Here is a 26,402-nt window from a genome sequence, read left to right as displayed (position 1 = left end):
ATGATACAATTGTTACGACATTTTATCCGATGGAATACGGGTTTGGTAAGTACATAAGAATGATTTAATGATGAATGATCAAAATAGAAAGGATTGTAAAATTTGAGCGGGAATAGCTGCTGATGGTTGTATAAATAAAACTAGCATTCCCGATCTCATTTTCAACCGGACCATGTTGCATAGACCTTGTTTCAAAAGGGTCTAAGGCTTGTAAAAAATCATAACTTTAACAAGGAGAGATCGTAATGGGTAAACAAAAATTATGTTTGGGTGTTTTATTAGGAGCAATGGCAGGTGGATTAGCTGCAATGTATGATCAAGAGACAAGGTACTATACGAAAAATAAATTAAGCGCTGTAAAAAGTTCAGCAAATTATGCTGTAAAACATCCATCTGAAGCGATTCGAAATGTAAAAGATGCTTGCAATCAATTCAATGCTAGCCTTAATCATAATGCAGATAACGCAATCAATGCTTTGGAGCAAGTAGAAGATACGATGAATAAAGTTACTAAAAAAGAGGAGCCAAAAAAACTAGAAACAACAATGTAATTTAATGGAAGGGAGCAGGCATATGGAAAAAATAAAATCGTTTTTTAAACAGTTATTCCATCGCATTTTTGAGGATGACATCTTTGGTTTAGCTGCACAACTCGCATATTTTTTTCTGTTATCGCTTTTTCCCTTCTTACTATTTTTGGTAACGTTAATTGGTTATTTGCCGCTGGATGAGCATGTTGTTACTGACTTTCTTGGAACATATGCACCAAAAGAAACCATGGACTTAATTAACGACAACATTGGTCAGTTGGTAAATAATCAAAATGGTGGTTTGTTATCGCTTAGTATTATCGGGACATTGTGGTCGGCATCAAATGGTATTAAAGCAATCATGCGTGCATTTAATCGTGCTTATGATGTTGATGAAGACCGTTCATTTGTGGTTGGTCGGTTAATCGCTATTGTCTTGACAATCGCAATGGTGCTAGTTATTTGTGTAGCATTTGTATTACCTGTTTTCGGAAGGATGATTGGGGACTACTTATTTTCTTTCTTTGGGTATTCCGAAAGTTTTATTCATTTTTGGAACATCATCCGTTGGGTAATTTCATCGATCATATTTTTCATTGTTTTAACCTTGCTATACAAGTTGGCTCCGAACAAGCATGTTTATTTTAAGCATGCAATTTGGGGTGCAATATTTGCGACCATTTGTTGGCAGTTAGTATCGTTGGCTTTTTCGTATTACGTCAGTACGATTGGTAATTACTCAGCGATGTACGGAAGCCTAGGGGCTGTTATTATCCTCATGATCTGGTTTTATATATCAGGAATCATTATCATCATCGGCGGTGTGATCAACGCGGTCATTATTAAGCAAAAGCTATTAAAGTAGCTGTCACCAATCGGTGGCAGCTACTTTAATAACCGTAATCCATTTAATATGACAAGAATGGTACTGCCTTCATGCCCAACAACACCTAATGGTAAGTCAAGCACTTGGAAAAAGTTTGACGTGATCAACAGTAAAATAATACTTAAAGAAAAGACGACATTTTGTTTGACGACTTTATTCATGCGTGCAGAGATCGTGATTGCGTTCGTGATTTTAGGTAAATCGTTCTTCATTAGCACGACATCTGCTGTTTCTAGAGCGACATCTGTTCCTTCACCCATCGCTATCCCGACATTTGCAGTTGCGAGTGCTGGGGCATCATTAATCCCGTCACCGACCATTGCCACAGATTGATATGTTTTTCGCAATGCCTTCACATGATCTACTTTTTCTTCTGGCAAACATTCCGCAATATAATCATCGATGCCCGCTTCTTGGGCAATCGCCTTAGCTGTAATGTCATTATCGCCAGTTAGCATAATGGTATGGATTCCTTGTTTTCGAAGTGCTTTTATCGCCTGCTTTGTGTCATTACGGATCGTGTCTTTTAGGGCGAACAGTGCTACAAGTTTATGATTCCTTTTAACAAAGACGATTGTTTTGCCTTGTTTGGCCAAGCTATTTGCAATTCCGTTATGAAAATGAAATGCTTCTTCCTCGTCAACAAATTGCGCCTTACCAATTTTCCATTTTTCCTGATCAACCACCCCTGTTACACCATTCCCGGTTATCGTTGTTACTTCTAATGCATCGACCGTTTGCGTATCCAAATCGATTTGCTCCTGACAATGTGCGGTTATCGCTTGAGCGAGCGGATGGGTTGATTCATTTTCAATTGCATTTGTGACAGCTAAAATACGCTCTTTCTCATCGTCAGAACAAAAGTATGCATCTGTTACAACAGGTTTTCCGTTTGTTAATGTTCCTGTTTTATCAAAAGCAATTGCCCTGATGTGGCTTAAATTCTCCACATGGACGCCACCTTTAAATAAGACACCATTTTTTGCGCTATTGGAAATGGCTGATAATGTTGCTGGCATGATTGAGGCAACAAGGGCACAAGGTGATGCAACGACTAGTAGAATCATTGCTCGATAAATACTTTCAGATAGTGTCCAGCTGAATAACAAGGTCGGTATAAACATCATGATGAAAACTACCGCCAACACCACTTTTACGTATGTTCCTTCAAATTTCTCAATAAATAATTGCGATGGAGATTTTTCTGCTTGTGCAGATTGTACTAATTGAATAATTTTTTGAAATAACGTCTCATTTGCCTGCTTGGTGATTTTAATCGAAATGGATCCATCAAGTGCAACCGTTCCGGCAAAAACATCATGATTGAGCAGCTTGTTAACTGGTATCGATTCACCAGTTATCGCACTTTCATCAATTGCTGATTGCCCCTTGATAATAATACCATCAGCGGGAATTCGCTCACCTGCTTTAACACGTATCGTATCATTTACTACCAAGTCAGAGACAGGGACAATTTTTTCTTGCCCGTTAATAGTCAGCAATGCTTCTTCAGGCTGTAAATTCATGAGTGATAAAATTTCTTTATTACTTTTGTTCTCTGTATATGTTTCCAATGCTCCAGACAATGCAAATATAAATATAAGTATGGCCCCCTCCGTCCAATAGCCAATGATAACGGATCCGATGGCAGCAAAAATCATGAGCATTTCTACATTCAGTTGTTTTTCGGCAATTGTTTCTGTGATACCTTCTTTTGCTTTGGCGTAACCACCAACAACAAACGCAGTAATGTGAAGCGCGATCCAGAGCGAATGGGGTAGATAATCCCCAAAACACCATGCAATAAGTATAAGCAGCCCACTAAATAGTGCAGCGATTAATTCTTTATGTTCAACAATTTGGCTAAAGCCCTTGTTAGGTCGAAAAGCGGCAACATATCTTCCTTTTGGTTGATTTAATGTTCTCGAATTGGTAATCATTTTCAATGCCTCCTATCTAATTGAGAATAATAATCATTAACATTCAGCCCATTCAATAGTTGTATAAATGATTGAACGAGCATTATTTATAATTATTATAATCTAATATTTGTTATAATGTTACCATGTTACTTGATAAAGTCAAGATAAAATTTTTAGAGTAGGAACATATAGCGTATTAATATAGGTAAAACAGACTATATGTGAAAATAATAACAGTTGGTACATTTATTGAATAAGTGGAAATTAACTGTTACAATCATGATGGAATTTTTTATATAACAATAAATACATAAAAAGGATGGATGACAATGAGGTTAAAAGTAGGAGCATTATTACTTACATTATTATTCCTTTTGGTTGCGTGTGGTGAAGCTAGTGAACAAGGGGAAAAAGGGGATCGTGAAAAAGCTGATGGAAAATGGACTGAAATAAAAGATGCTGGAGAATTAGTAGTTGGAACTCCTGGAACACTTTATCCTGCTTCGTATTATCCGGAGGGTTCGGATGAATTAACTGGTTATGATGTGGAAGTAATTCGGGAAATTGCCAAGCGATTAGATTTAGATGTAACGTTTGAAACGTTAAGCTTCGATGCGATGTTTGCTTCTTTAAAATCCGGACGAATCGACGTTGTCCAGGCAGGTTTGAGGGAAAATAACAAAAAAAAATTTGCCTTTAGTGATCCTTACAAATATTCGTATTCCACGATGATAGTGCGTAAGGATGAAGTATCAGAATTTACTTCATTAGAAGATCTAAAAGGAAAAAAAGCAGGTGGAGCAGCAACAACCGTTTATAGTGATATCGCCCGAAAGTTCGGTGCAGAAGTAAAGACATATGGAAATGTCACAAATGATGTTTATTTAAGGGATGTTGATAACGGGCGCACAGACGTTATTATTAATGACTATTACTTGCAAAGCCTTGCATTGGAGGCGTTTCCAGACTTAAATATCTCGATTCAACCAGATTTGAAATTCTATCCAACGACACAAAATGTTGTACTGGAAAAAGATGCTGATACATTGAAAAAGAAGGTAAATGAAGCATTGACAGATATGCGTGAGGATGGAACACTGACGAAATTATCGAAGGAATTTTTTGGTGGAAAGGATGTCTCGAAACAACCGGATGAGGAAATTATAGAAATTGAAGGTATAGAGTAGAATGTTTGATTTCCAAATAGATGTCGTTCAGCTTAAGAAGCTATTTGATTGGCAGCTTGCATGGGAAAGCCTTCCGTTTTTACTGGAAGGAATCCCAGCGACATTGTCCGTTTCGTTCATTGGGATGGCGTTAGGGCTGTTACTAGGATTTTTCCTTGCTTTAGCACGCGGTTCTAACCGGATTATACTCAGGTGGCCAGCACGAATGTATATTTCTTTCATGCGGGGGACACCAATTTTAGTATTTTTATTCATTCTATATTCAGGTTTACCCGTTGTTGGGATTGAACTATCGGCCTTTTTGGCTGCATCAACGGCGTTTGGGCTTAATAGTGCTGCATATATTGCTGAAATTAACCGCTCATCCTTAAATAGTGTCAGCAACGGACAATGGGAATCAGCAAAGGCACTTAACATGGGATACTGGCAGACAATGCGTAAGGTGATTTTGCCCCAAGCAATTCGGATTGCCATTCCGCCATTGACAAATGTGTATTTGGACCTTGTGAAAGCAACATCATTGGCAGCAGTTATTACAGTGCCAGAACTGTTTCAGAAGGCGCAAATTGTGGCTGGAAGAACGTATGATTCGATGACCATGTACATCTTGGTTGCGCTAATCTATTGGCCGATTTGCGTGTTGATTTCCTTTATGCAAGATCGGATGGAGAAGCGGTATAGCCGGTTTATTTAGGATCTGGCCTCGTTGACGGGGTTAGATCCTACTTTTTTGTCCTTTTTTCCAAATACAGCCCCTAGTACGATTAAAAGCATCACGACAATTACATAGAAGAATGACACTCCAGGTAAAACTTGCAAGAACAAGCCACCAAGGTATGGCCCACTAATGCTGCCAATACTAAAGGCAATGCCGACCATTAGATTTCCAGCTGGTAAAAGTGATCCAGGCAATAAATCGGTCATATACGATATACCTAAAGAGAAAAGCGATCCAACAAACATGCCAGCTAGGGCGAACAGAATAAATAACGCAATGGATGAAGTTTCTAACATAGCGGCAAAGAAGAAACAAATAACCCCAGCCGACAGTACATACAAGAGAACTTTTCGCCTGCCAATTCGGTCACTTAGTATCCCTAAAGGCAACTGAGATACAAGGCTTCCTGCTGCAAAACAAGGGATAATCAATGCTAAGATATCGACATGATGGCCGATCCGTAGTCCATATATCGGAAAAATTCCATGTAAGGTGGCTTCTAAAAATCCATAACCAAATGCAGGAAGTAGGGCAACCCAAGCAATTTTGCCTGTTTGCAGAAAGCGACTAAAAGAACTTGTCGCATGAGATGAATTCGCCTCTTCTACTGGCCATTTATTTTGGACAAAAAACATTCCCGACCATACCACGGCACTAAATAACGCCGATAATAAAAATGGCAATGTTTCGTTAACAGAAAGAAGGCGGGTCATTAACGGTCCGAGCGTAAAACCAACACCGAAAAATAATCCATATAGTGCGATGTTTTTGCCTCTATCTTCTTTTGCTGAAGTTGTTGTGATCCATGTCTGTGTACCAAAGTGCAGCATATTGTCGCCAATTCCAATTGTGACGCGTAAGATAAACCAGAACCAAAGCGCTTGCCAAACTGGAAACAATGCCATCGATATAAATACAAGTAGTCCGCCTACAACAATAATTGGTTTAAAACCGAATTTGCGCATTGGTTTTTCCATAAATGGAGAAGCTAGCAATACACCGACATACAATCCAGTTGCATGTAATCCGTTCACAGAGGAGGGGACACCGTTTTGCTCCAAAATGACTGCGAGTAACGGTAATAGCATTCCTTGAGAAAACCCAGAAATTGTTACAAGTGAAATTAGGATCCAAAACCTGATTTTTGCAGTTACCATCGTATCCGTATCCTCCTCTTTAAAAATCCTCGCAAAATTCAATTTAATGGTTTTTAAACAAAAGGTCAATCATCTGACACGAACAAAATGAATTTATGCGTTATGATAGAAGAAAATTAGGTTATTGCATAAATAAAAGGAAAAGGAAGTGACTCATAATGGAATTTTTTATGAAAGATAATGGGATGCGGACTGAATTTGATTATGGTGAACTGTCGATTTCGGGAAATGAAGAATATGGATTCCGTCCCTTTCAACTGATGGTAGCATCTATCGCTGGATGTAGTGCGTCCGTTTTTCGGAAAATTTTAGATAAGCAGCGGACTGATTATGAGGATCTGCAAATTCGAACAGAGGTAGAACGAAATCCAGACGAAGCAAATCGAATCGAAAGCATTTCTTTATATTACACGATTAAAGGGAATCATTTAGATCCAGCCAAAATGCAACGCAATCTAGAGCTATCGAGAAAGAATTGTTCCATGATTCGCTCAGTTGAAGGCAGTATTAACGTGGAAGAGCACTTGGAGATAATTGAACTTAGTCGGTGAAACAGGGATTTACCGTCCGTTAATATCGGATAAATGGCAGGTATAATATTCATGTGTCTGAAAAAACTAAGGTTACACGTAAGGTAATGGAAAGGAATGGGACACATGAAACAAAAAAATATCTATCGGATTGGATTCATTGTATTTGTTTTCGTTTTACTTTTCCCATTAAACAGTTTTGCGAAAGAAAAGGAAAAGGCAAAAAATGATTTTGAAGTACCGAGCCATGTACTTAATATTTCAAAAGAAAACACATTCCCGAATTCAACGGAAGACCAGGAAATCGTGGAAGCAAGTGAAACGACTAAGGAATTGATTGACAAAGTGGAGGTTCCGATTGAAAATCCCGATCTTATCAAAATGCTAAACGAAACGACAGTAGATCCCTCGTTCGTTGCGATTGGCTACCGTGGAATGATCTATTTAGGTCGCTGGCCCGTCAACTACAAATCATTGGATACAACGATCAATTGGGAATATCAACAAATAAACGAAAATGAATTGAATAACCTTGGCGGGGATACGAATCAGAAGATGAATTATATTCAAGAGCAAAAGAAGGAAGTAAAAGGCGCGCTTACTAACAAAATTGCCAAGCCAGATGACATTAAGAAAATGATGTTGTTAAAGGCAAAAGATAAAACAGATCTACCATTGTCTTATCAAACCGTTATCGGGAAAAATACCAAAAAGGAAAATTCGTATGCAGTACCGACCGAAAAATATGGATCATTAAAAGCATATGCACCAGCAGTCAATGAAAAAGGGCAAGTAACGTTTGGTGAAGTGTACATCAAATTGAAAGGTAGTAAGAAATCAATTGTCGTAAAAAACGTGACGAAACAAGGAATTGGCGCTTGGGTACCAATTCAAGACTATATTTCCTTCTCGTTTAATTTAAAGTAGCCCTCGTATGAAAATCCCTGTAAAAAGCCTTCACAGGGATTTTTCCTATTAGAGTTAAAGTGTCATTAGTTTATCGGTTATTGTTAGCAAACTTGGTACGATATTCGTTGCCATCTGTCCCACAGCCTGTGATTGCATTTCCATCCTGATTCGGATCAGTATTGCATAATACATGGCAAACAGGAAAAAGTAAGAAAAAACAGGTGGGTTGTTATGCGAAAAATACATTATTTAGTTTCCGTCGTGGCATTGTTTTTGCTTGTCTTCTCTCAGATGAGTTTTGTCGTTCAAGCTAGTAGCTATGGCTGGGGGTATAAGAAAAATTCAGATCATCAAATACCTGATATTGGAAAGTACCGTGACATGCTTGATAAGTACGGTGCCTACTATGCAGACTATTCAGGGGATAAGGTTGTTTACTTAACATTCGATAATGGTTATGAACAAGGCTATACAGACGATATTCTGGATGTATTGAAGGATGAAGCTGTACCGGCAACATTCTTCGTGACCGGTCATTATGTAAAAAGTGAACCTGAACTTGTGAAGCGAATGGCGAATGAGGGTCATATTATTGGCAACCATTCTTATCATCATCCAGATTTCACTATCTTAACGAAAGATGCGATGAAAAAAGAGCTGGAAGAATTGGAGACAGCCGTTGCAGATCTTACAAACCAAGAAGAAATAAAGTATATGCGCCCACCAAAAGGATTGTTCAATGAGCAGACATTAAAATGGGCCAATGACCTAGGATATATTCATACTTTCTGGTCATTGGCGTTCACTGATTGGAATACAAACTCCCAAAAAGGCGGCGATTATGCTTTTGATCAAATTATGAAACAGATGCATCCTGGTGCTGTGGTATTGCTTCACACGGTTTCTTCCGACAATGCAGCAGCATTAGCTAAATTAATTAAGGAGTTAAAAAAACAAGGGTATCAATTTAAAAGCCTTGATGATTTAGTGCTAAAAGATATGCTTCCTACCGGGATATATGGTTTATAAAACAAAAGCGTAAACGCCAAATCCAGGCGCTTACGCTTTTGTTAATTACTCAACTTTCGCAGCGTGAAATAGACAAATAAGCCTTGATAAAATGTGGAAGGGTGGATATTCACTACTCAAGTTGACTTTGGATTAATCACATTTAAACAAGTTGTGACTGCTGGACTCTTTTCTATAAGTACACGCATTTCCTACCGTCCGGGATCGTTCCGGGTGGATGCTTTCCGCGGGCACGGCCTCAGCCTCCTTGCCCCGGCGAGGGGTATGTCGACGTTGTCCGCAAAGGACGGTTTTAGTCGACCTTCCTTTTCAAACCACTCTGCGGGGTCTTCGGACACGTGCTGGGGCTGCGCTAACTCGCCCCACCGAAAACCATTGTTCCCGCAGGAGTCACCACCCTCCACTCACCCGGACTAGTGAAGCGGTAGAATGTGGCTTGGTAGAACACATACTACTACAGTTAATGGTAGTAAATGCAAAACCAGTGGAGGAAATACGCGGAGACTCCTGGGGGAGGAAAGGCCTAGGTGAGACCCCGCAGTGCGTTAGCACNAGTGAAGCGGTAGAATGTGGCTTGGTAGAACACATACTACTACAGTTAATGGTAGTAAATGCAAAACCAGTGGAGGAAATACGCGGAGACTCCTGGGGGAGGAAAGGCCTAGGTGAGACCCCGCAGTGCGTTAGCACAAGGAGGCTCAGCAGCCGCCCCCGGAAAGCGAAGTGTATTTCCGGAACGGCGAAGGAGCAATTTTTTAGTAATTACACATTTTGTATATAAATCAACAAATGTTTTCAATAAGGCGAGTAATCGCAGCCTCAATCTTAACAGTCTTTATGTTTACCAGAGTTGTCAAGGCAATTATTAAAGGTGTTCAAAGTTTGCCACAGCTAACTGTTTGATCATATTTTATTGGTGCGAAAGTTGTGTTAATTATATATGATTCTTTTTTAAGTAAAGATAAGGGCTTTCTTTAATAAAGTTTGTATCGGGTATTTCTTGATTTAATCTTTGCAGTACGGTCATTTTATTAATGACGACCGCAAGCCTGTCCTCATTAGCTTCATGAATATCAAAATTAATCCCGTAATGGAACGTATCTCCCTTTGCTTCGTTTTTCCAAACCAATGTACCATCAAAATCAAAGTTTTCTCCGAGCAGTCGAATGGAAAACTGCAATTTTATTGGTGAATTAACTGGCAAATTCAAGGATGAGAGAACTTTGATCCCGCCAAGGCCTATATCCTTAACCAAAACATCGGCAGAACCGAGATTTACTTTCCGTTTGTTGACCGATGTAATCGACATTTTACCAACTACATGTTGAGGGAAAGTAAAGCGGTAGAAGCTTCTTCTCTCATCCTCTGGTGGTTTAACCAGTTTTTGTTTTGTTGGTTTAATGAAGCCGGTTTGCAGCATTTGTTCAAATGTAGCAATGGGAACAGGTTTGGAAAATAAGTAGCCTTGAATTTCTTCGCATTCCTTCTGTTGCAGGAATTCCAATTGTTCATATTCCTCTACACCTTCCGCAACTACTTTCATCTCTAAACCTTTTGCTAAATGTAAAATGGATGAAATGATAGCGGCGTTTTTATTATTATCTGCGGAAATTTTTTCTACAAATAGTTTATCAATTTTTAGTGTATCTGCATGAAATTGACGTAAATAATTTAAAGATGCATATCCGGTACCAAAATCATCAATGGCGATTTTGATCCCTAAATCTTTCAAGCCTTGTAATGTTTCAAGTACTTGCTGCTCACTTCGCAATAAAGAGCTCTCGGTAATTTCTACTTCCAAATACTTTGCCGGTACATCATACGTTGTTAGCTGTTCTTCGATAAAGGCAACTAACCCTGACCGCATAAAACTGAGTGGCGAAATGTTAATAGAAATAGGGCGCAGTTTGACATCGTTATCTCTCCAAGTACGTAATTGGGAGCAAACTTGTTTCAAAACAAATTCCCCTATATGGTGGACAAGGTGGTTTTCCTCTGCCAACGGAATAAATTCACCTGGTGAGACAAGTCCCCACTCTTCATGATTCCAGCGAATTAATGCCTCTGCTCCCCGGATCACACCAGATTTTGCATCAACACGTGGTTGGTAATACACTTCGAATTCTTCATTGTCAATCGCTCTTCGCATATCTTTCTCAATGACATACTTTTTATAGGATGAGATATCACGCGAAAATGAATAAAGCTGATAATTGTTTTTGCCAAGATTTTTTGCATGGTATAAAGCGGCATGCGCATTTTCAATTAGCGAGAGTTTTGTTTCACCATCATCGGGAAAAAAGCTGATTCCGATACTTGTGGTAATGTGTAACCCGTAGCCTTCAACGGTTAGTGGCTCCATCGTTTTTTCTATTAGAATTTCCGCCAGCTTGAAAAGGCCGTCTTTTGTATTATAATCATCTATTAAGGCGACAAAATCGTTACTGCTGATTCGCGCTACATAGCTATTGTTCGGTAATATGGACAATAGTCGATTGGCAATTTGCTTCAGTACTTCATCACCTATTTGATAGCCCAATGAATCATTAATCATTTGGAAACGGTCTAAATCAAGGTAAAACAAGGCAAACTTTTTATTCGTTCGCTCGGCACATAAATGGTCGAGCTTCTCATACAGGCTACGTTGGTTCGGTAGTCCTGTTAATGTGTCATGTGTTGCAAAGTAGTCGAGTTGCTGCTGCATCTCTATTTCTGGTGTGATATCAGCGAACATGCCAAACACGCTAACTAGCTTTCCATTTTCATCAAACCATGGAACAGTTTGGTCAAATACCCACTTTGTTGTACCATCACCACAAATAACACGGTATTGTTGTAATAATGTTTCCCCATGTTGCAATTGCGCTTGTTTTTCCAATGCTGCTTCCCGGTCATCGGGGTGAATCAGCTTTTTCCAAACGGCGGAGCCATCCCTATTGTAAAACGTTTCAAGTGGGTACTGCAAAATAGATTCCATCCCTTTGGAAATGTAGCTGATGTTCCCTGATTCATGATCTCGCAGCCAAATACCAACATTTAAGTGGTCAAAAATGTGCCGATAACTTTTCTGTGTTTCTGCCATTTGACTTTCCAAGTTTTTTTGAATCGTATAATCTTTAATCACCCCAACAAGCTTATAGGGTTTATTTTCTTTCCAAATTGCTTCTGCTTGTACTTTAATATATTTTAATTTGTTTGTTTTCCCATGATAGATACGAAAATCAACTGCATAGCTGATTCCTTTTCGACAGGATTCGTCAACAATTTTCCTCACTTTCACATTATCGTCAGGATGAACAAACGAAAATGGTTTATCCATATTTGGGACCGTCTTCGATTTATCAAATCCAAAAATGTCATAAAAATAATCCGAACAAAACAGCTTATCTTCCGTGATATCGTATTCCCAGCTGCCTATATTGGCAATTTGTTGTGCATGTGTTAAATGACGCTCATTCAATGCTAGTTCGTTCTGCAAACGTTTATGTTTCGTGTTGTCGCGAATAATTATGTAAATGCCCTCAACATTGCCGTTTGTCTTTCTAATTGGGATAAATGTTAAAACTGTATTTAATAATTCCTCATGTTTATTTCGAATCATGACCTCATACCGTTGGGGCTTACCCTTTAATGTAGCGTAAAATGCCGATTGAACGATTGGATGACTTTCTTTAGGAATAAGATCTTTATAATTCACATCATCTTTTGAATGATACCCCAAAAATTCATTCAAACTTTTTCTGTTTTGAGAAATGATTTTACCATCTAATGAAAGAACAACAATTAAATCTGGATGATAACTTGCCAAAGATTGATAGTAATCTAATAAAATATCATTCTCAATAGGTGATGTGTTCTCCGTCTTTATATTGTTTTGTTTAAAAATTGAGCGTAAGAAATTGCTGTTCCTCTTCTGGGGAACCTTGGCCATGTTATCACGTCCCTACTTATAAATTGAAAAATATAAATGCATTGTCCTATAACAATAGTATAGTTCAATGGTCATGATATTGAAATACATTTTGTCGAAAGAAATCGAAATTTATTTTAGTGTGAAAATATATATTTAAAGTTTTCTCAACATTTGCTATAATGAAACTTACATACTAGTAATGGAGTTGATACAGATGAACAGAGAAGACTTGGTTGCTCCGAAAAATTATAATATTGTAATGGAAATGGAGCGTTATGCAACAGATCCAGAACGAAAGGCATTAATTTGGCAAGATGATAATGGGAATAACGATATAGTTACTTATACCCAGTTGATGAAGAATGTAAACCAAATTGGAAACGTTTTCTTAGAAAAAGGTTTAAAAAAAGGCGACAAAATTTTAGTTATGATCCCACGATTGATTGCCGCATATGAAGTTTATCTAGCCGCATTAAAAACGGGGATTATCATTATACCAAGCTCCGAAATGTTGAAAACAAAAGATTTACAATACCGGATTCGTCATGGAGAAGTCAGTGGAGTAGTAAGCTATTATCCGTTTGTTGATCAATACAAAGAAATCAACGAATACAATGAACTAACACGTTTTGTTGTTGGCGAACCTGTGGACGACTGGCTCTTTTTAGACCGCTTAAAGGACGAGGCATCTGATAAATTGGCAATCGCAGATACGACACGCGATGACATTGCCTTTTTGCCATATACATCTGGTACGACAGGAAATCCAAAAGGCGTTGTACATACCCATGGTTGGGGTTATGCCCATTTAAAAACAGCGTCCGAAAATTGGCTGTGTATTAATGATGGTGATACCGTTTGGGCGACAGCTGGGCCAGGCTGGCAAAAGTGGATTTGGAGTCCGTTCTTGTCTGTATTAGGATCTGGCGCAACGGGCTTTGTATATCACGGGAAATTCGATGCCAAAACATATTTATCATTGCTTCAGGATAACGAGATCAATGTCTTATGTTGTACCCCAACGGAATATCGGATCATGGCCAAGGTAGATAACTTATCTGATTATCAACTGCCTGCGCTACATAGTGCGGTATCTGCTGGCGAGCCACTAAACAGAGAAGTAATTGATACATTCCGCAACTATTTTGATATAACTGTTCGCGATGGTTATGGACAAACAGAAAATACGTTGTTACTAGGCTTTATGAAAGATATGAAGGTCAAACCAGGCTCAATGGGAAAACCGACACCAGGTAATGATGTCGAGGTAATCGATGAAAACGGTGATCCTGTTGCGGTCGGCGAAGTAGGTGATATTGCGGTTCAACTTGATTGTCCTGCACTATTCCGCGAATATTATAAAGATCCAGAACGCACAAAAATAGCCCAGCGCGGCAATTATTATGTGACAGGTGACCAAGCTTCAAAGGATGAAGATGGCTACTTTTGGTTTGAAGGACGCAGTGACGACATTATTATCAGTTCCGGTTATACAATTGGACCATTTGAGGTGGAAGATGCATTGGTCAAACATCCATCTGTCCAAGAATGTGCTGTAGTTGCAAGTCCACATGAAGTCCGTGGCAATATTGTTAAAGCATTTGTCGTTTTGCGAGCAGGAGTGGACAAGAATACTCCAGAGTTGGTTAAGGAGTTACAGGATCATGTCAAGAAGCTAACCGCTCCATATAAATATCCAAGGGAAATTGAATTTATTGAGGAATTGCCAAAAACAACATCAGGGAAGATTAGAAGAATTGAATTAAGACAAAAAGAAAAAGCAAAACTGTAATATAGGAAGAAATGGGTGTGGCTTCATAAGCTGCACCTGTTTTTTGTAAAAAATTTAACCAAACCTCTTGAAAGTCAAAAAAGGTCAGAGTATAATGTAGTTACAAGGTCAAAGATAGTCAAAGTCAAACATTGATAAAAGACGATTTTACTATCACTTCTAGTGGCTTAATGGTTACTAAGAAGCAGGTACCTAATATTTAATGAAAATCACAAGGAGGAATGACATGATGAAATGTCAACAATGTGGTATTCAACCAGCAACCATTAATATGTCAATGCAAATAAATAATGAAAAAGTGCAATTGCATGTATGTAATCAATGCTTTCAAGAAATAAAAGGTCAAATGATAAACCCAACAAATAACTTCTTCTCTGGTTCAGGTTTTGGTTCCGATCAACAAGGTGATTTTGCAAACCATTTCTTCCAAGGAAATGGCGCACAACAAGCTGGAACAAGAACACAAGAAAGACAAGGGAACCAAGGAAATGGGTTGCTTGATCAATTAGGAAAAAATGTTTCACACGCTGCACGCGCTGGCTTGATTGATCCAGTGATCGGCCGTGATAATGAAGTGAAACGTGTAATTGAAACACTTAATAGACGAAATAAAAATAACCCAGTTTTAATTGGGGAACCAGGTGTTGGGAAAACAGCAATCGCGGAAGGATTAGCTGTGAAAATCGCGGAAGGTAATGTTCCAACAAAATTGATGAACAAAGAAATTTATTTGCTTGATGTAGCATCACTCGTTGCAAACACTGGCATAAGAGGTCAATTTGAAGAGCGGATGAAGCAATTAGTTCAGGAATTGCAAACACGTAAAAACGTTATTTTGTTTGTTGACGAAATCCATCTATTAGTCGGTGCAGGCACAGCAGAAAGCTCACAAATGGATGCGGGAAACATTCTAAAGCCAGCACTAGCACGTGGTGAACTACAATTAATTGGTGCAACAACACTAAAAGAATACCGCAATATTGAAAAAGACGCAGCACTTGAACGTCGCTTGCAGCCAATTATGGTCAAAGAACCGACAGTTGAACAAGCTGTACAAATTTTAAATGGTATCAAAGAGCGTTATGAGAAATTCCATGAAGTAAAATATTCCGATGATGTTATCCGTTCGTTTGTAACCTTATCACAACGGTATATTCAAGATCGGTTTTTACCAGATAAAGCAATTGACTTAATGGATGAAGTTGGCTCACGCTTAAACCTTGCCAATGCCGAAAAAGATTCTGATTCCATTGAACAAAAATTAAATGAAGTAGTGCAGGAAAAAGAACAAGCTGCTGAAAAAGAAGACTATGAACGTGCAGCTCACTTGCGTTATCAGGAAATACAATTGCAGAAACAGCTGGATAAAGCAAAAGATGAAGCACAAGTAATTGATGTAGGATTAGAAGACATTCAATTAATTATTGAAGAAAAAACAGGAATACCTGTTACGAAACTGCAAAAAGATGAACAAGAACAAATGAAAAACCTTGCAAGTAATCTATCGCAAAAAGTAATTGGACAAGAACAAGCGGTTGATAAGGTTGCAAAAGCAATCCGTCGTAGTCGTGCAGGTTTAAAATCAAAATACCGTCCAATTGGATCATTTCTATTTGTTGGTCCAACTGGTGTCGGGAAAACAGAATTAACCAAGGCACTAGCAGAGGAGTTGTTTGGCTCTCGTGACGCACTTATTCGTCTGGACATGAGTGAATATATGGAAAAACACGCGGTGTCAAAAATTATCGGTTCCCCTCCAGGCTATGTAGGTCATGAGGAAGCAGGACAATTAACCGAGCGTGTCCGTCGTAATCCATATTCCATCATTTTGCTTGATGAAATTGAAAAAGCACATCCTGATGTACAAAATATGTTCCTGCAAATTATGGAAGATGGCCATTTAACGGATTCACACGGTCGTACGGTAAGCTTTAAAGATACAGTTATTATCATGACAAGTAACGCTGGAACTGGTATAAAAGAAATTAATGTTGGTTTTAACCGATCCGAGCATGAATCTGTATCCATTTTGGAAAATTTGAGTGCTTATTTCAAACCAGAGTTCTTAAACCGGTTTGACTCGATTATTTCATTTAATGAACTAAGTGAAGCTAATTTATTAGAAATTGTTGATTTAATGCTTCATGATTTAACACAAAATATGGAAGAGAATAATTTAAATATCACTATTTCTGATGCAGCAAAACATGAATTGGTTCGACTTGGTTATGACCCACGATTTGGTGCAAGACCATTACGCCGGGTTATCCAAGATAAAGTAGAAGATCAATTAACCGACTTGCTATTGGAAAACAATGATATAACAGCAATAAATGTTGATATGATCGATAATCAAATAACAGTGAAACAGGCATAAGTTTCATTAAATCCTGTCCCAAAATTTCGGGGCAGGATTTTTTTGTAGGTAGGTATTGTTTGAGTAAAATTTTTTAAAAAGATGGGGACTGCGATTACTCGCCCCATCGAAGACAGTTATTGTTTTTACACAATATCCAAAACTGAGAAGTAACTATAGAATTGCTCTCCGCCGGAATCACTCTGCGCCGATGATTTCGCACTCACGCCGATGATTCGCGATTCGGGTTGATGTTTCCGCGTTCGGGTTGATGATTCGCGATTCGGGCTGATGTTCTCGCGATTCGGGTTGATGATTCGCGATTCGGGCCGATGATTCTGCGTTCGGGTTGATGATTCGCGATTAGGGTTGATGATTCGCGATTCGGGCCGATGTTCTCGGTTTCGGGCCGATGATTCGCGATTCGGGCCGATGATTCTGCGTTCGGGTTGATGTTTCGCGATTCGGGCTGATATTTCTGCGTTCGGGTTGATGATTCGTGATTCGCGCCGATGTTTCCTCGTTCGGGCTGATGATTCGCGATTCGGGTTGATGTTCTCGGTTTCGGGCCGATGATTCGTGATTCGGGCCGATGATTCGCGATTCGGGCCGATGTTTCCGCGTTCGGGCCGATGTTTCTGCGTTCGGGTTGATGATTCGCGATTCGGGCCGATGATTCCTCGTTCGCGCCGATGTTTCCTCGTTCGGGCTGATGATTCGCGATTCGGGCTGATATTTCTGCGTTCGGGTTGATGATTCGCGATTCGGGTTGATGTTTCCTCGTTCGGGCCGATGTTCCGCGATTCGGGTTGATGTTTTCTCGCTTGGGTTCAAATACTCAGCCCTCATTAGGGTGAAAGAAAGCGTCACAACAGGAATTGTCACTGTGTCGCAGTTTATATCAACCTAAAAAACAACAAACATTACGAAAAGAGCCTTGAGTAAAAAATAATTCATCCGCATCATTCATAATACACGCTGAATTTGAAAAAACTAATAGAACCAAAGCAATTGTAAAAAGGATGTTTCATATGCGGACGTTTACATTAATAGGGCTTGTCCTATTTTTTCTTTTTCCTAAAGATATTATTTATAGCGAACCACTGGACCAGATGAAGGTACATTTTATTGATGTTGGTCAAGGTGACAGTATTTTTATTCAAACACCAAATGAAAAAACAATTCTTATTGATGCTGGTCCGCCAAAAGCTGGTAAGACAGTGGTTAATTTTCTTAAAAAACACGATGTGAAAAAAATTGATCTTTTAATTGCAACACACCCAGATATTGACCATATTGGGGGAATGCCAGCAGTAATGAAATCGTTCAAGGTTAAGAAAATAATCGATTCAGGCAAATTGCATACAACGAAAACATATTTGCGTTATATTAACGCAATTAAAAGTAATAAAATACCAGTGGGAATCGCGAGGCAAAATGATACGATCACTATTGATCCACTTGTAAACATACAGATTTTAAATGCATATGAAGAAAATAAAAATAATAATCAATCGTCCATTGTTTTAAAGGTGAGTTTTCAAGAAGTCGATTTTTTGCTTATGGGTGACTCTGAACGGGAACAAGAAAAACGGTTAATTCAGACAGAAGATCTCCAGTCGGAAATTTATAAAGTTGGGCATCATGGTTCTAACACGAGTACGTCTTATAAATTTGTGGATCTTATCAAACCACAAGTAGCGATTATTACGTACAGTAAACAAAATGATTATGGTCATCCGGTTGATCGGGTAATACGTAATCTACAAAAGGTTAACGCAAACATTTATTCTACGGCTGTCTTTGGTGATATTACGATTTCAACGGATGGAGAAGGTTATTTTATCATGACAGAAAAAACACCGATTGATGGATTGACGGAAAAAGCGGGGTAATATTCCATTTTGGAGCAGTGTGGTTTCAGGAAAAGAAACTGCACTGCTTTTTAGTTGGTAATTAAATAAATGACAGAAAATAAAAATAATTATTTTACAAATTTAAACAATAGTGATATCATTTTAATATAAATATAATATAATGGGAGGGCTTGCTATGCAGGAACGAAATGCTTGGTCGATGAATGGGTTTTTGGGGATAATCGTAATTGCTGCACTTGTTGCCGGGGCCGTTTTTAGCTTGATTAACCAGCAATTTGTTATTGGCGGAATTTGTCTTGTTGTTGCCATTACACTTGGTAGTGGTATTACATTGGTGCAGCCGAATCAATCTGTTGTCGTTATTTTTCTAGGTAAATACATGGGGACGATCCGCCGGGAAGGGATTGTTATTACGGTTCCTTTCTCCATCAGAAGAACGATTTCATTACGGGTACGAAATTTTAACAGTAAGCGATTGAAGGTTAACGATGTCAATGGGAATCCAATTGAGATTGCTGCTGTGATTGTATTTAAGGTGGTTGATGCAGCAAAAGCAGTGTTTGATGTTGATCGTTACGAACAATTTGTGGAGATCCAGAGTGAGACAGCAATTCGGGCGGTGGCAACGAAATATCCGTACGATACGTTTGAAGATGTTGAATTGACGTTAAGAGGGAATGCCGATGTCGTGTCCAACCAACTGGCAACAGAGTTACAGGAGCGATTAGACGTTGCTGGTGTAGAAGTAATTGAAACGCGTTTGACCCATCTTGCTTATTCAACGGAAATTGCCCAAGCGATGCTACAGCGTCAACAAGCGAGTGCAATCATATCTGCTCGCCGGCAAATTGTTGAAGGTGCAGTAGGAATGGTGCAGGATGCCATCGAACGGATTGAAAAAGAAGGAATTGTTGATTTAGATGAGGAACGACGAGTGGCCATGATCAATAATTTACTCGTTTCAATTGTATCCGACCATGGCGCACAACCAGTTATAAATACTGGATCATTGTACCAATAAAAGTTTTAAACTTAGTAAAAGAGGGATTCTATGGCGAAGAAGAAGAATTTCCCATTACGTATAGATCCGAAGTTATACGATATTTTGCAAAGATGGGCAAAGGATGAATTCCGTAGTGTCAATAGTCACGTGGAATTTTTGTTACGCGATGCAGCAAAGAAAGCTGGCAGGCTTCCAAAAAAAGAAGATAAAAAAATAGGTGAAGATTAAACGTTATTAAGGTTTTGCACGTGATTTATAGGCAAAACCTTATTTTTTTATAAGTTTTGCAAAAGTTATTGACAAATACGCCGCCAGGTTATATGGTTAGTTACATAAGTAATTAACCGATCAACCGAGGTGGTTAACATGAAATACACACTAGATGAAAACAGGCCAATTTTCCTGCAAATAAAAGAACAACTAGAAGATTCGGTTATCAATGGAACCATTAAACCTGGTGAACGGGTACCATCAACAAATGAATTTTCAAATTTTTATAAAATAAATCCAGCAACCGCAGCTAAAGGCATAAATGAACTAGTTCATGAAAACATTTTATTTAAAAAAAGAGGGGTTGGAATGTTTGTGACAGACGATGCCAAGGAAATTTTAATTGAAAAACGAAAGGAACATTTTTATGAAAAATTCATTCAACCATTAAGGAGTGAAGCAAAAAAATTACGGTTAAGTGATCAAGATTTACTGGAAATGATTAAATGGGAGGGGACAAATAATGCGAATTGACGTAAAAAGTGTAACAAAGAAATATAAAGACACATTAGCACTTGATACGATTTCATTTTCATTAGATGAACCAAAGATCTATGGACTTTTGGGCCGTAATGGAGCAGGGAAAACAACATTTATGGAAATATTATCTGGCCATATTGTAGCAACAACCGGTGAAATTCTGATCGATGGGGAAAAGCCGTTTGATAATCAGCGGTTAACAGAATCCATTTGTTTAATTAAAGAGGGTAACAACTTTAAACGTGATTTAAAGGTTAAAAATGTGCTACGGATGTATTCGCTATTTTATCCGACATGGGACCAAGACCTAGCTGACGAACTGATGGATGTTTATCAGCTAAAACCGAATGCTCGGGTAAAAGCATTATCAAAAGGGATGGCATCGGCGCTTGGTATTATCGTTGGTTTAGCGTGTAAAGCACCGATCACCATTTTTGATGAACCGTATATCGGGTTGGATGCGGCAGCAAGAAGGAAATTTTATGAGATCTTGTTGGAAGAGTATGAACAAGAAAAGCGTACGATCATCTTTTCTACCCATTTAATTGACGAAGTAAGTTTGTTGTTTGAGGAAGTATTGATCATTCAAGATGGCAAGCTTGTACTGAAGGAAGAAGCAGAGGTTTTACGTAATAATACGTGTGCTGTATCTGGGAGTATAGAAGAAGTGGAAGCTTTTATTAGGAACAAGCAAGTCATTAGCAAAAAGGAACTAGCTGGGATGATGACAGCATATGTCTATGGGAGTAAGCAACAGGCAGAGTCAGCAGGGTTATCGGTTGAAGGAGTGCCAATTCAGGAATTAATGATTTACTTAACAGAAAACAAGAAGGGAGCCTAAACATGGGTAGACAAGTGAAAGGGTTACTTTATTTTTTCGTTACGGATGTCAAACATTCCTTATTTATTTTTTGGACCATTTTGGTTAGCTCATTAGTTGTGAGTATTGTAGGGGCGTACCTTTTAATGAATGTTGATGAAGGAAGAATGACTTTTGCCTTATCGATGGCGATTTATATTTACTGTGGAATATTTGGTTTTATTACGGTAAAACAGGGGATTCCGTTTTCGATCAAGATGGGTGCAACTAGAAAGAATTTGTTTGTGAGTATAGGAATTTTCTTTCTGGGATTAGCGCTAGCAAAGGCAATGCTAGCAAATACAATTCACTCACTTGTCATATGGATTTCAAATGGAGTAGGTATTGACACATTTCGCTTTATCCATCCGTCACAATTAATGACAGATACATGGTTGACACGCGTTACGATTGATACCGCTGTCATGTTTTTTATCTTAGCATTCATGTTTGCAATCGGGTTGTTATTCTATAAATATGGTTTATTAGGTGGAGGGACAGTTGTTGGTGCACTAGTTATTACAGTGCTATTTGGGATAGCATATGGGTGGATTATCGACTTTTTCAGCGATATATTTTTGTCACTGACGATGACGTTTTTTGTTGAAGTATTGTTAATTGGTATTGTGATTTATGGTCTTTCATGGATTATGTTGCGGAAGATAACGATAGAAATAGCGAGGTAGTTAAGAAAAGGGATGAGAGGTTCATCCCTTTTTTAGCACCTACAACCGTTCATATTCTTCAATCATTGTAGCAAATAAAAGGTGCAATGATTTTTGTTTTTTCATCGGAAGTTTTTTTAGTTGATAGATTTGTTCCTTTAGAAGTGGATGCATCATTAAGTACTCAACTAGCTCCATCACCTCAACATCGAATGGTCGAGCTTTGGAACTATATACTCGTTTGAAATCTTTCAGCAGATCTTCCCGTAATGTATAGTTGCCAACGATGTGATCAATCGTTACGTCAAATACCATGCTAAGCTCAATTAGTGATGGTACGTCAGGGGTGACCACATTGTTCTCCCATTTAGCGATAACAGAACGTGAGGTTGATAGCTTTTCCGCAAGCTCTTTTTGTGTCCACTCGTTCTGTTCACGTAAAAATTTTATATTATACGCAATCTGCTCCAAATTCATGATTATCACACTCTAACAAATAAAATTAGGATAAAAGACGGGACCTTATAGCTATCCTTAAGATACTTTTAATCCTATCATGACAAGAAGTCGAGAAACGCTTATTGTTGTTCTTATCTTGAACATGTAGTAATATGTTCCTAAACAGAACGTACGGAGGGAGCAAAGTGTCATGGTTAATTGTCTGATTTTATATCATCATACCATCACGAGCTTTACAAAATGTTTCATCTTACGTGCAATGTTCAACAGTGAAGATTTTGAAATACATGTATCGGGAAACAACACGGTTAGTATTTATTTATGGAATGTGGAAAGGGCTGAAGTCTGGCAAGCAGCAATGGATTTTGAATCAACCAATATTATGACAGGATATGGGTATGGTAAGCGAAAGAAAGATGCCGAAAAAGCAGCAACGAAAGTCCTATTTAAACGGATTGCCGAAGAGGAAAAGGGTTTTCACGTGAAAGAGGAAACCGAAACATATAAACTGGCATATTAAGGCCACGAAGTTATTCACAGAGTTATCAACAAACAATAGACCATTTTATAAAGATCGAATGGACTTATCAACATTATCAACAAGACACAGGGAAGTTATCAACAACTTTATTGTGAATAAGTGCCGGTCCACTGACAAGGTTTTGGGGACTTATTAACATGCAGATCTTCTCTTGTGGATAAAAAAGGAACCCGGATTGATTATCTCCGGGTTCCTTTTTGGGAAAATTGGTTATACACTTTATCCGCACTTTTAAATTCCCGCTGATAAAGTACCTCTTGTGTCTTCGAAAGAAATTTTTCTTCTTGATGATCATGCTTTGGGTTCTTCTTCATAAACATCCCTCGCTTTTGTTCTTAGATTAGAAAGTATAAAATTTTAGCTCTAATCTGTTCTTGGGCAGGATGAGCTACGTCCAGCTCCAGCGCCCAGCGACTAGCGAGACTTCCCTCACCTTCGTCCGATAAGTCAACATCGGTTCGCTTCCGCTTACCGTGTTTCCTTTATCTCCTACGGCTCAGTCCAGTCCGTACGTCGCTAAACGGGCGCTTACGCTTTTGTTCTTAGGATTTGCCTGTTAAGGGATATTTATACATACATCAATTAGGAAACTTCCTCACCACTTGATGTAGGGTCAGCATTGGAAAATTGCTGATATGCTAGGTAATGTTCTTTCGTGATAACAAACAGATCATAAATTTCTTCTTGTGGATTAATCTGTTGATAAACTTCTGCATAAAGCGTGTTTCCTAGCGTTACATAGGGCAATTTTAAGACTGCTTTTAGGGAACGGGTATTTGTTTTTCTTACTTTCATGAAAATAGCTTCAATTGGATAGTCAAAAAATAACTCCGCAAAAAATTGCTCTTTGGCTCGTTTATTATATCCTTTCCCGAAATAAGGTTTGCCGATCCAGGTGGCTAAAAACCCGTGATTGTCCTGAATTTCAAACAAATTTATCGTACCAATCGGGTGCCCAAATTCGTCTAAAATCGTTCGAGAAATCAACTCTCCATTTTCTTCTGCTTCCATCGTTTGTTTAGTAATGAAATAATATTCATCACTTGTTGTTGCTTTTTGTCTTACATATGGAAATACTTCCGGGTGCACAAGCAATTCGAATAATCCAGGCACCTCATGTAAATCGCGCGTTTTTAGCATAAAAAATACCCTCCTTATTTACAGGTGGGTATCCTCAAGTTAGACAGGGAATCAGTAGTAAGGACCACCCACGAATTTTTAGTTAGCGTTCAACAAAAATCCGGGGTGGGAATCGAACCCACTAGAACCAGTAACTACTGGTGGCGCACCATTTGCCTTCCCTATTTAATTCTGTTCTGCTTTTAGTTTACACTGGATTTTTACAAATGAAAATAACTTTCTCCAGCCAAATTATGACAATCGATATGTTGCTATTTCTGAAAGATTTGCTTTAATGCATGCTCTACATCAGGATATGCAAAGGTGTAATTGTTTACCTCCGCTTTTTTCGGCAAAACATATTGCCCTTTTGTGATTAGATGACTCATTTCTCCGATGCTAATCCGCATTAATACAGATGGGGTAGGGAGCCAATGTGGTCGCTTTAACACATGTGCCAATATTTTAGTGAAGTCTTTGTTGCGCTTTGGATTTGGCGCTGTCACATTTATAGGGCCCGTGACCTGTTCGTTTTGTAAACAGAAAAGAATGAGATGAACGACGTCTTCCACGTGTACCCAGGAAACCCACTGCTCGCCGTTGCCAATTTTCCCGCCAGCAAACAATTTAACAGGCAGGCCCATATAAGGGAGTGCTCCTGCTTCGCCTAAAATGACGCCAAAGCGGGTATAGACAGTTCGGATTCCCATATCTGCTGCTTGACTAGCTGTTTTTTCCCATTCCACCACCACATGGGCTAAAAAATCATCACCAGGTTTGGTCGACTCCTCCGTAAAAATTATATCTTCTGACGTTCCGTAAAACCCAATGGCAGACCCGCTAATGAACACGGATGGCTTTTGGAACATTTGCTTCATCCAATCAATCAACAATTGTGTTGTGTTAAGCCTGCTTGTTTCGATCGCTTGCTTTTTCTTTTTTGACCAATAGCCAAAAAGTGATTCGCCAGCCAGATTAATTACAGCGTGGATAACGGAAAGGTCGCTGACGTTATGGTCGTATCCAATAAATGTACAGCTAGATGTGTCTAGATGTTTTTCAGGAAAGCGTGTAAGTATGTAAACATGGTGATCTTGTTTCGTTAATTCCGTTGTCAGGTGTTGTCCAACAAAGCCGGTCCCACCGGTTAACAATACATTCAACGTACTCACTCCTAGGGTAAATGATGTTATTTATTTTTAAGATATGAATAAATCACAGTAACGATACCAACTTGTGTTAGGGCACTTTGCATATTTAATGGGCGCTTGTACTCGTATTCTGTTAAAATTTATAAAAAGGGGGATAACAATGACTAAAAAGATTACCCGGATCACGACACAGAAAAAACAGAAGCATCGTTACAATATTTATTTGGAAACGGATAAGGGTGAAGCATATGGCTTTAGTGTGGACGAAGCTGTGCTGATTGAGTATCGATTACATAAAGGACTCGAATTAGATGAATCCATGATTGCCACACTTGTCAAAAAAGATACCTTACAGAAGTCATATACCCTTGCGATCAACTATTTAAGCTACCGAATGCGTACAAAAAAAGAAGTTTACGATTATTTAGTGAAAAAAGAAGTAGAAGCTGAGCATATAACGAAAATTATCGAGCGCCTGCAAAACGAAAATTTACTTGATGATCAACAGTTTGCGAATGCTTTTGTGCAAACACGTATCAATACATCGAATAAAGGACCAATGCTTGTAAAAAAAGAGCTGCAGGACAAGGGTGTTTCAGCTGTTATTGCTAGTCAAGCGGTTGAACAGTATACATATGCTATTCAATATGAAAAAGCACAGAAATGGGTGGAAAAGAAATTAAACCACAATAGTAAGCACTCCTTTCGCAAGCAACTTCAACAGGTTCAAGCAACGTTAATGCAAAAAGGTTTTCAACAGGATGTTATTAAGGAAGCATTAGCTGATGTCGACGATGAAAAGGATAACGACGCGGAATGGGATGCACTCGTTCATCATGGCGAAAAATTAGTACGAAAACATCAAGCGAAATTAATGGGCTATGAATTGCGGCAAAAAGTAAAAGAGGCGCTTTATCGTAAGGGGTTTTCCCTTGAACTGATAAATCAATTTTTAGATGAACATATTACAGAATAAATTACCGACCGAGAACCTCCAATATATTCTCGGTCAATTTATTTATCCCGTCAACAGTGAGTAGAAAGATTCC

Annotated in this window: 25 protein-coding genes; 17 read left to right on the top strand and 8 right to left on the bottom strand. The window is 38.6% G+C overall.

The genetic code is table 11. The features are described 5' to 3' along the window. Window positions 1–245 precede the first annotated feature (245 nt). Both C8270_RS00420 and C8270_RS00415 read left to right on the top strand, forming a co-directional pair. Entirely contained in the window at window positions 246–551 is a 306-nt protein-coding gene (locus C8270_RS00420; RefSeq protein WP_106494600.1) for a hypothetical protein, read from the top strand. Window positions 552–573: 22 nt separating this feature from the next. After that, window positions 574–1,395 (top strand): YihY/virulence factor BrkB family protein, encoded by an 822-nt coding sequence (locus C8270_RS00415; RefSeq protein ID WP_106494599.1) that lies wholly within the window; start codon window positions 574–576, stop codon window positions 1,393–1,395. Window positions 1,396–1,415: 20 nt separating this feature from the next. Here C8270_RS00415 and C8270_RS00410 read toward each other — a convergent pair whose 3' ends face one another. Beyond that, complete coding sequence (locus tag C8270_RS00410; RefSeq protein WP_106494598.1) at window positions 1,416–3,356, bottom strand: heavy metal translocating P-type ATPase; 1,941 nt, start codon at window positions 3,354–3,356, stop codon at window positions 1,416–1,418. A gap of 311 nt (window positions 3,357–3,667) precedes the next feature. Here C8270_RS00410 and C8270_RS00405 point away from each other — a divergent pair, with 311 nt between their 5' ends. Continuing rightward, window positions 3,668–4,525, top strand: coding sequence for a transporter substrate-binding domain-containing protein (locus C8270_RS00405; RefSeq protein ID WP_106494597.1), 858 nt, complete (start codon window positions 3,668–3,670; stop codon window positions 4,523–4,525). A 1-nt stretch (window position 4,526) separates the two neighbouring features. After that, window positions 4,527–5,219, top strand: a complete 693-nt coding sequence (locus C8270_RS00400) for an amino acid ABC transporter permease (protein ID WP_106494596.1) — start codon at window positions 4,527–4,529, stop codon at window positions 5,217–5,219. On the opposite strand, the gene C8270_RS00395 is transcribed toward C8270_RS00400, so the two are convergent. Next, entirely contained in the window at window positions 5,216–6,400 is a 1,185-nt protein-coding gene (locus C8270_RS00395) for an MFS transporter (RefSeq protein ID WP_106494595.1), read from the bottom strand. The two genes, C8270_RS00400 and C8270_RS00395, sit on opposite strands and share 4 nt — an antisense overlap. A gap of 158 nt (window positions 6,401–6,558) precedes the next feature. Between C8270_RS00395 and C8270_RS00390 the strand changes: the two genes are divergently transcribed. From C8270_RS00390 to pdaA, 3 genes are all read left to right on the top strand, one after another. Continuing rightward, entirely contained in the window at window positions 6,559–6,951 is a 393-nt protein-coding gene (locus C8270_RS00390; protein WP_106494594.1) for an OsmC family protein, read from the top strand. Between the two features lie 105 nt (window positions 6,952–7,056). Further along, complete coding sequence (locus C8270_RS00385) at window positions 7,057–7,857, top strand: YfkD famly protein (RefSeq protein ID WP_106494593.1); 801 nt, start codon at window positions 7,057–7,059, stop codon at window positions 7,855–7,857. 213 nt (window positions 7,858–8,070) lie between these two features. Continuing rightward, window positions 8,071–8,868, top strand: coding sequence for a delta-lactam-biosynthetic de-N-acetylase (gene pdaA, locus C8270_RS00380; protein ID WP_106494592.1), 798 nt, complete (start codon window positions 8,071–8,073; stop codon window positions 8,866–8,868). A 934-nt stretch (window positions 8,869–9,802) separates the two neighbouring features. Here pdaA and C8270_RS00370 read toward each other — a convergent pair. Next, complete coding sequence (locus tag C8270_RS00370; protein WP_106494590.1) at window positions 9,803–12,799, bottom strand: GGDEF domain-containing phosphodiesterase; 2,997 nt, start codon at window positions 12,797–12,799, stop codon at window positions 9,803–9,805. Between the two features lie 196 nt (window positions 12,800–12,995). On the opposite strand from C8270_RS00370, the gene mbcS reads away from it, so the two are divergent. Together mbcS and C8270_RS00360 are read left to right on the top strand one after the other, a co-directional pair. Then, window positions 12,996–14,573 (top strand): acyl-CoA synthetase MbcS, encoded by a 1,578-nt coding sequence (mbcS, locus tag C8270_RS00365; RefSeq protein WP_106494589.1) that lies wholly within the window; start codon window positions 12,996–12,998, stop codon window positions 14,571–14,573. Window positions 14,574–14,802: 229 nt separating this feature from the next. After that, window positions 14,803–16,950, top strand: a complete 2,148-nt coding sequence (locus C8270_RS00360; RefSeq protein WP_106498409.1) for an ATP-dependent Clp protease ATP-binding subunit — start codon at window positions 14,803–14,805, stop codon at window positions 16,948–16,950. A gap of 342 nt (window positions 16,951–17,292) precedes the next feature. On the opposite strand, the gene C8270_RS19590 is transcribed toward C8270_RS00360, so the two are convergent. Continuing rightward, complete coding sequence (locus C8270_RS19590; RefSeq protein ID WP_158701536.1) at window positions 17,293–17,778, bottom strand: hypothetical protein; 486 nt, start codon at window positions 17,776–17,778, stop codon at window positions 17,293–17,295. A 182-nt stretch (window positions 17,779–17,960) separates the two neighbouring features. Between C8270_RS19590 and C8270_RS00355 the strand changes: the two genes are divergently transcribed. The 6 genes from C8270_RS00355 to C8270_RS00330 all read left to right on the top strand — a co-directional run bounded on the left by C8270_RS00355 (window position 17,961) and on the right by C8270_RS00330 (window position 22,104). Next, complete coding sequence (locus C8270_RS00355) at window positions 17,961–18,824, top strand: ComEC/Rec2 family competence protein (protein WP_234028440.1); 864 nt, start codon at window positions 17,961–17,963, stop codon at window positions 18,822–18,824. A gap of 157 nt (window positions 18,825–18,981) precedes the next feature. After that, window positions 18,982–19,827, top strand: coding sequence for an SPFH domain-containing protein (locus C8270_RS00350; protein ID WP_106494587.1), 846 nt, complete (start codon window positions 18,982–18,984; stop codon window positions 19,825–19,827). A 30-nt stretch (window positions 19,828–19,857) separates the two neighbouring features. Beyond that, window positions 19,858–20,037 (top strand): toxin-antitoxin system HicB family antitoxin, encoded by a 180-nt coding sequence (locus tag C8270_RS00345; protein WP_106494586.1) that lies wholly within the window; start codon window positions 19,858–19,860, stop codon window positions 20,035–20,037. A gap of 138 nt (window positions 20,038–20,175) precedes the next feature. Further along, window positions 20,176–20,553: a GntR family transcriptional regulator gene (locus C8270_RS00340; protein WP_106494585.1), complete on the top strand. Its 378-nt coding sequence runs from the start codon at window positions 20,176–20,178 to the stop codon at window positions 20,551–20,553. Beyond that, on the top strand, window positions 20,543–21,400 hold the full coding sequence (locus C8270_RS00335; protein WP_106494584.1) for an ABC transporter ATP-binding protein: 858 nt from the start codon (window positions 20,543–20,545) through the stop codon (window positions 21,398–21,400). Before C8270_RS00340 ends, C8270_RS00335 begins: the two co-directional genes overlap by 11 nt. Window positions 21,401–21,402: 2 nt before the next feature. After that, complete coding sequence (locus tag C8270_RS00330; RefSeq protein ID WP_106494583.1) at window positions 21,403–22,104, top strand: hypothetical protein; 702 nt, start codon at window positions 21,403–21,405, stop codon at window positions 22,102–22,104. Between the two features lie 39 nt (window positions 22,105–22,143). On the opposite strand, the gene C8270_RS00325 is transcribed toward C8270_RS00330, so the two are convergent. Beyond that, window positions 22,144–22,560, bottom strand: a complete 417-nt coding sequence (locus tag C8270_RS00325) for a helix-turn-helix domain-containing protein (RefSeq protein ID WP_106494582.1) — start codon at window positions 22,558–22,560, stop codon at window positions 22,144–22,146. Between the two features lie 172 nt (window positions 22,561–22,732). Between C8270_RS00325 and C8270_RS00320 the strand changes: the two genes are divergently transcribed. Continuing rightward, window positions 22,733–23,062, top strand: coding sequence for a hypothetical protein (locus C8270_RS00320; protein WP_106494581.1), 330 nt, complete (start codon window positions 22,733–22,735; stop codon window positions 23,060–23,062). 200 nt (window positions 23,063–23,262) lie between these two features. Here the strand turns inward: C8270_RS00320 and C8270_RS00315 are convergent, their stop codons facing one another. The 3 genes from C8270_RS00315 to C8270_RS00305 all read right to left on the bottom strand — a co-directional run bounded on the left by C8270_RS00315 (window position 23,263) and on the right by C8270_RS00305 (window position 25,374). Further along, window positions 23,263–23,397, bottom strand: coding sequence for a YfhE family protein (locus tag C8270_RS00315; RefSeq protein WP_106494580.1), 135 nt, complete (start codon window positions 23,395–23,397; stop codon window positions 23,263–23,265). Between the two features lie 268 nt (window positions 23,398–23,665). After that, a complete protein-coding gene (locus tag C8270_RS00310) occupies window positions 23,666–24,223 on the bottom strand; it encodes a GNAT family N-acetyltransferase (RefSeq protein ID WP_106494579.1) in 558 nt (185 codons plus the stop codon). A gap of 251 nt (window positions 24,224–24,474) precedes the next feature. Next, entirely contained in the window at window positions 24,475–25,374 is a 900-nt protein-coding gene (locus C8270_RS00305) for a TIGR01777 family oxidoreductase (protein ID WP_325034709.1), read from the bottom strand. A gap of 139 nt (window positions 25,375–25,513) precedes the next feature. On the opposite strand from C8270_RS00305, the gene recX reads away from it, so the two are divergent. Then, complete coding sequence (gene recX / locus C8270_RS00300; protein ID WP_106494577.1) at window positions 25,514–26,329, top strand: recombination regulator RecX; 816 nt, start codon at window positions 25,514–25,516, stop codon at window positions 26,327–26,329. Window positions 26,330–26,402 lie beyond the last annotated feature (73 nt).

Origin of the sequence: Lentibacillus sp. Marseille-P4043, assembly GCF_900258515.1 — a bacterium.
GTDB lineage: Bacteria > Bacillota > Bacilli > Bacillales > Amphibacillaceae > Lentibacillus_C.
The sequence above is the reverse complement of the archived record's forward strand: the minus strand, read 5'-3'. Positions and strand labels throughout refer to the sequence as shown.

What these genes read in the sequence shown, in the direction of transcription:
- C8270_RS00355 (WP_234028440.1), top strand. Translation starts at nt 17,961, where the DNA reads ATGCGGACGTTTACATTAATAGGGCTTGTCCTATTTTTTCTTTTTCCT.
- C8270_RS00420 (WP_106494600.1), top strand. Translation starts at nt 246, where the DNA reads ATGGGTAAACAAAAATTATGTTTGGGTGTTTTATTAGGAGCAATGGCA.
- C8270_RS00405 (WP_106494597.1), top strand. Translation starts at nt 3,668, where the DNA reads ATGAGGTTAAAAGTAGGAGCATTATTACTTACATTATTATTCCTTTTG.
- C8270_RS00325 (WP_106494582.1), bottom strand. Translation starts at nt 22,560, where the DNA reads ATGAATTTGGAGCAGATTGCGTATAATATAAAATTTTTACGTGAACAG.
- mbcS (WP_106494589.1), top strand. Translation starts at nt 12,996, where the DNA reads ATGAACAGAGAAGACTTGGTTGCTCCGAAAAATTATAATATTGTAATG.
- C8270_RS00340 (WP_106494585.1), top strand. Translation starts at nt 20,176, where the DNA reads ATGAAATACACACTAGATGAAAACAGGCCAATTTTCCTGCAAATAAAA.
- C8270_RS00400 (WP_106494596.1), top strand. Translation starts at nt 4,527, where the DNA reads ATGTTTGATTTCCAAATAGATGTCGTTCAGCTTAAGAAGCTATTTGAT.
- C8270_RS00315 (WP_106494580.1), bottom strand. Translation starts at nt 23,397, where the DNA reads ATGAAGAAGAACCCAAAGCATGATCATCAAGAAGAAAAATTTCTTTCG.
- C8270_RS19590 (WP_158701536.1), bottom strand. Translation starts at nt 17,778, where the DNA reads ATGAGGGCTGAGTATTTGAACCCAAGCGAGAAAACATCAACCCGAATC.
- recX (WP_106494577.1), top strand. Translation starts at nt 25,514, where the DNA reads ATGACTAAAAAGATTACCCGGATCACGACACAGAAAAAACAGAAGCAT.
- C8270_RS00350 (WP_106494587.1), top strand. Translation starts at nt 18,982, where the DNA reads ATGCAGGAACGAAATGCTTGGTCGATGAATGGGTTTTTGGGGATAATC.
- C8270_RS00410 (WP_106494598.1), bottom strand. Translation starts at nt 3,356, where the DNA reads ATGATTACCAATTCGAGAACATTAAATCAACCAAAAGGAAGATATGTT.
- C8270_RS00345 (WP_106494586.1), top strand. Translation starts at nt 19,858, where the DNA reads ATGGCGAAGAAGAAGAATTTCCCATTACGTATAGATCCGAAGTTATAC.
- pdaA (WP_106494592.1), top strand. Translation starts at nt 8,071, where the DNA reads ATGCGAAAAATACATTATTTAGTTTCCGTCGTGGCATTGTTTTTGCTT.
- C8270_RS00395 (WP_106494595.1), bottom strand. Translation starts at nt 6,400, where the DNA reads ATGGTAACTGCAAAAATCAGGTTTTGGATCCTAATTTCACTTGTAACA.
- C8270_RS00310 (WP_106494579.1), bottom strand. Translation starts at nt 24,223, where the DNA reads ATGCTAAAAACGCGCGATTTACATGAGGTGCCTGGATTATTCGAATTG.
- C8270_RS00370 (WP_106494590.1), bottom strand. Translation starts at nt 12,799, where the DNA reads ATGGCCAAGGTTCCCCAGAAGAGGAACAGCAATTTCTTACGCTCAATT.
- C8270_RS00335 (WP_106494584.1), top strand. Translation starts at nt 20,543, where the DNA reads ATGCGAATTGACGTAAAAAGTGTAACAAAGAAATATAAAGACACATTA.
- C8270_RS00330 (WP_106494583.1), top strand. Translation starts at nt 21,403, where the DNA reads ATGGGTAGACAAGTGAAAGGGTTACTTTATTTTTTCGTTACGGATGTC.
- C8270_RS00415 (WP_106494599.1), top strand. Translation starts at nt 574, where the DNA reads ATGGAAAAAATAAAATCGTTTTTTAAACAGTTATTCCATCGCATTTTT.
- C8270_RS00320 (WP_106494581.1), top strand. Translation starts at nt 22,733, where the DNA reads ATGGTTAATTGTCTGATTTTATATCATCATACCATCACGAGCTTTACA.
- C8270_RS00390 (WP_106494594.1), top strand. Translation starts at nt 6,559, where the DNA reads ATGGAATTTTTTATGAAAGATAATGGGATGCGGACTGAATTTGATTAT.
- C8270_RS00360 (WP_106498409.1), top strand. Translation starts at nt 14,803, where the DNA reads ATGAAATGTCAACAATGTGGTATTCAACCAGCAACCATTAATATGTCA.
- C8270_RS00385 (WP_106494593.1), top strand. Translation starts at nt 7,057, where the DNA reads ATGAAACAAAAAAATATCTATCGGATTGGATTCATTGTATTTGTTTTC.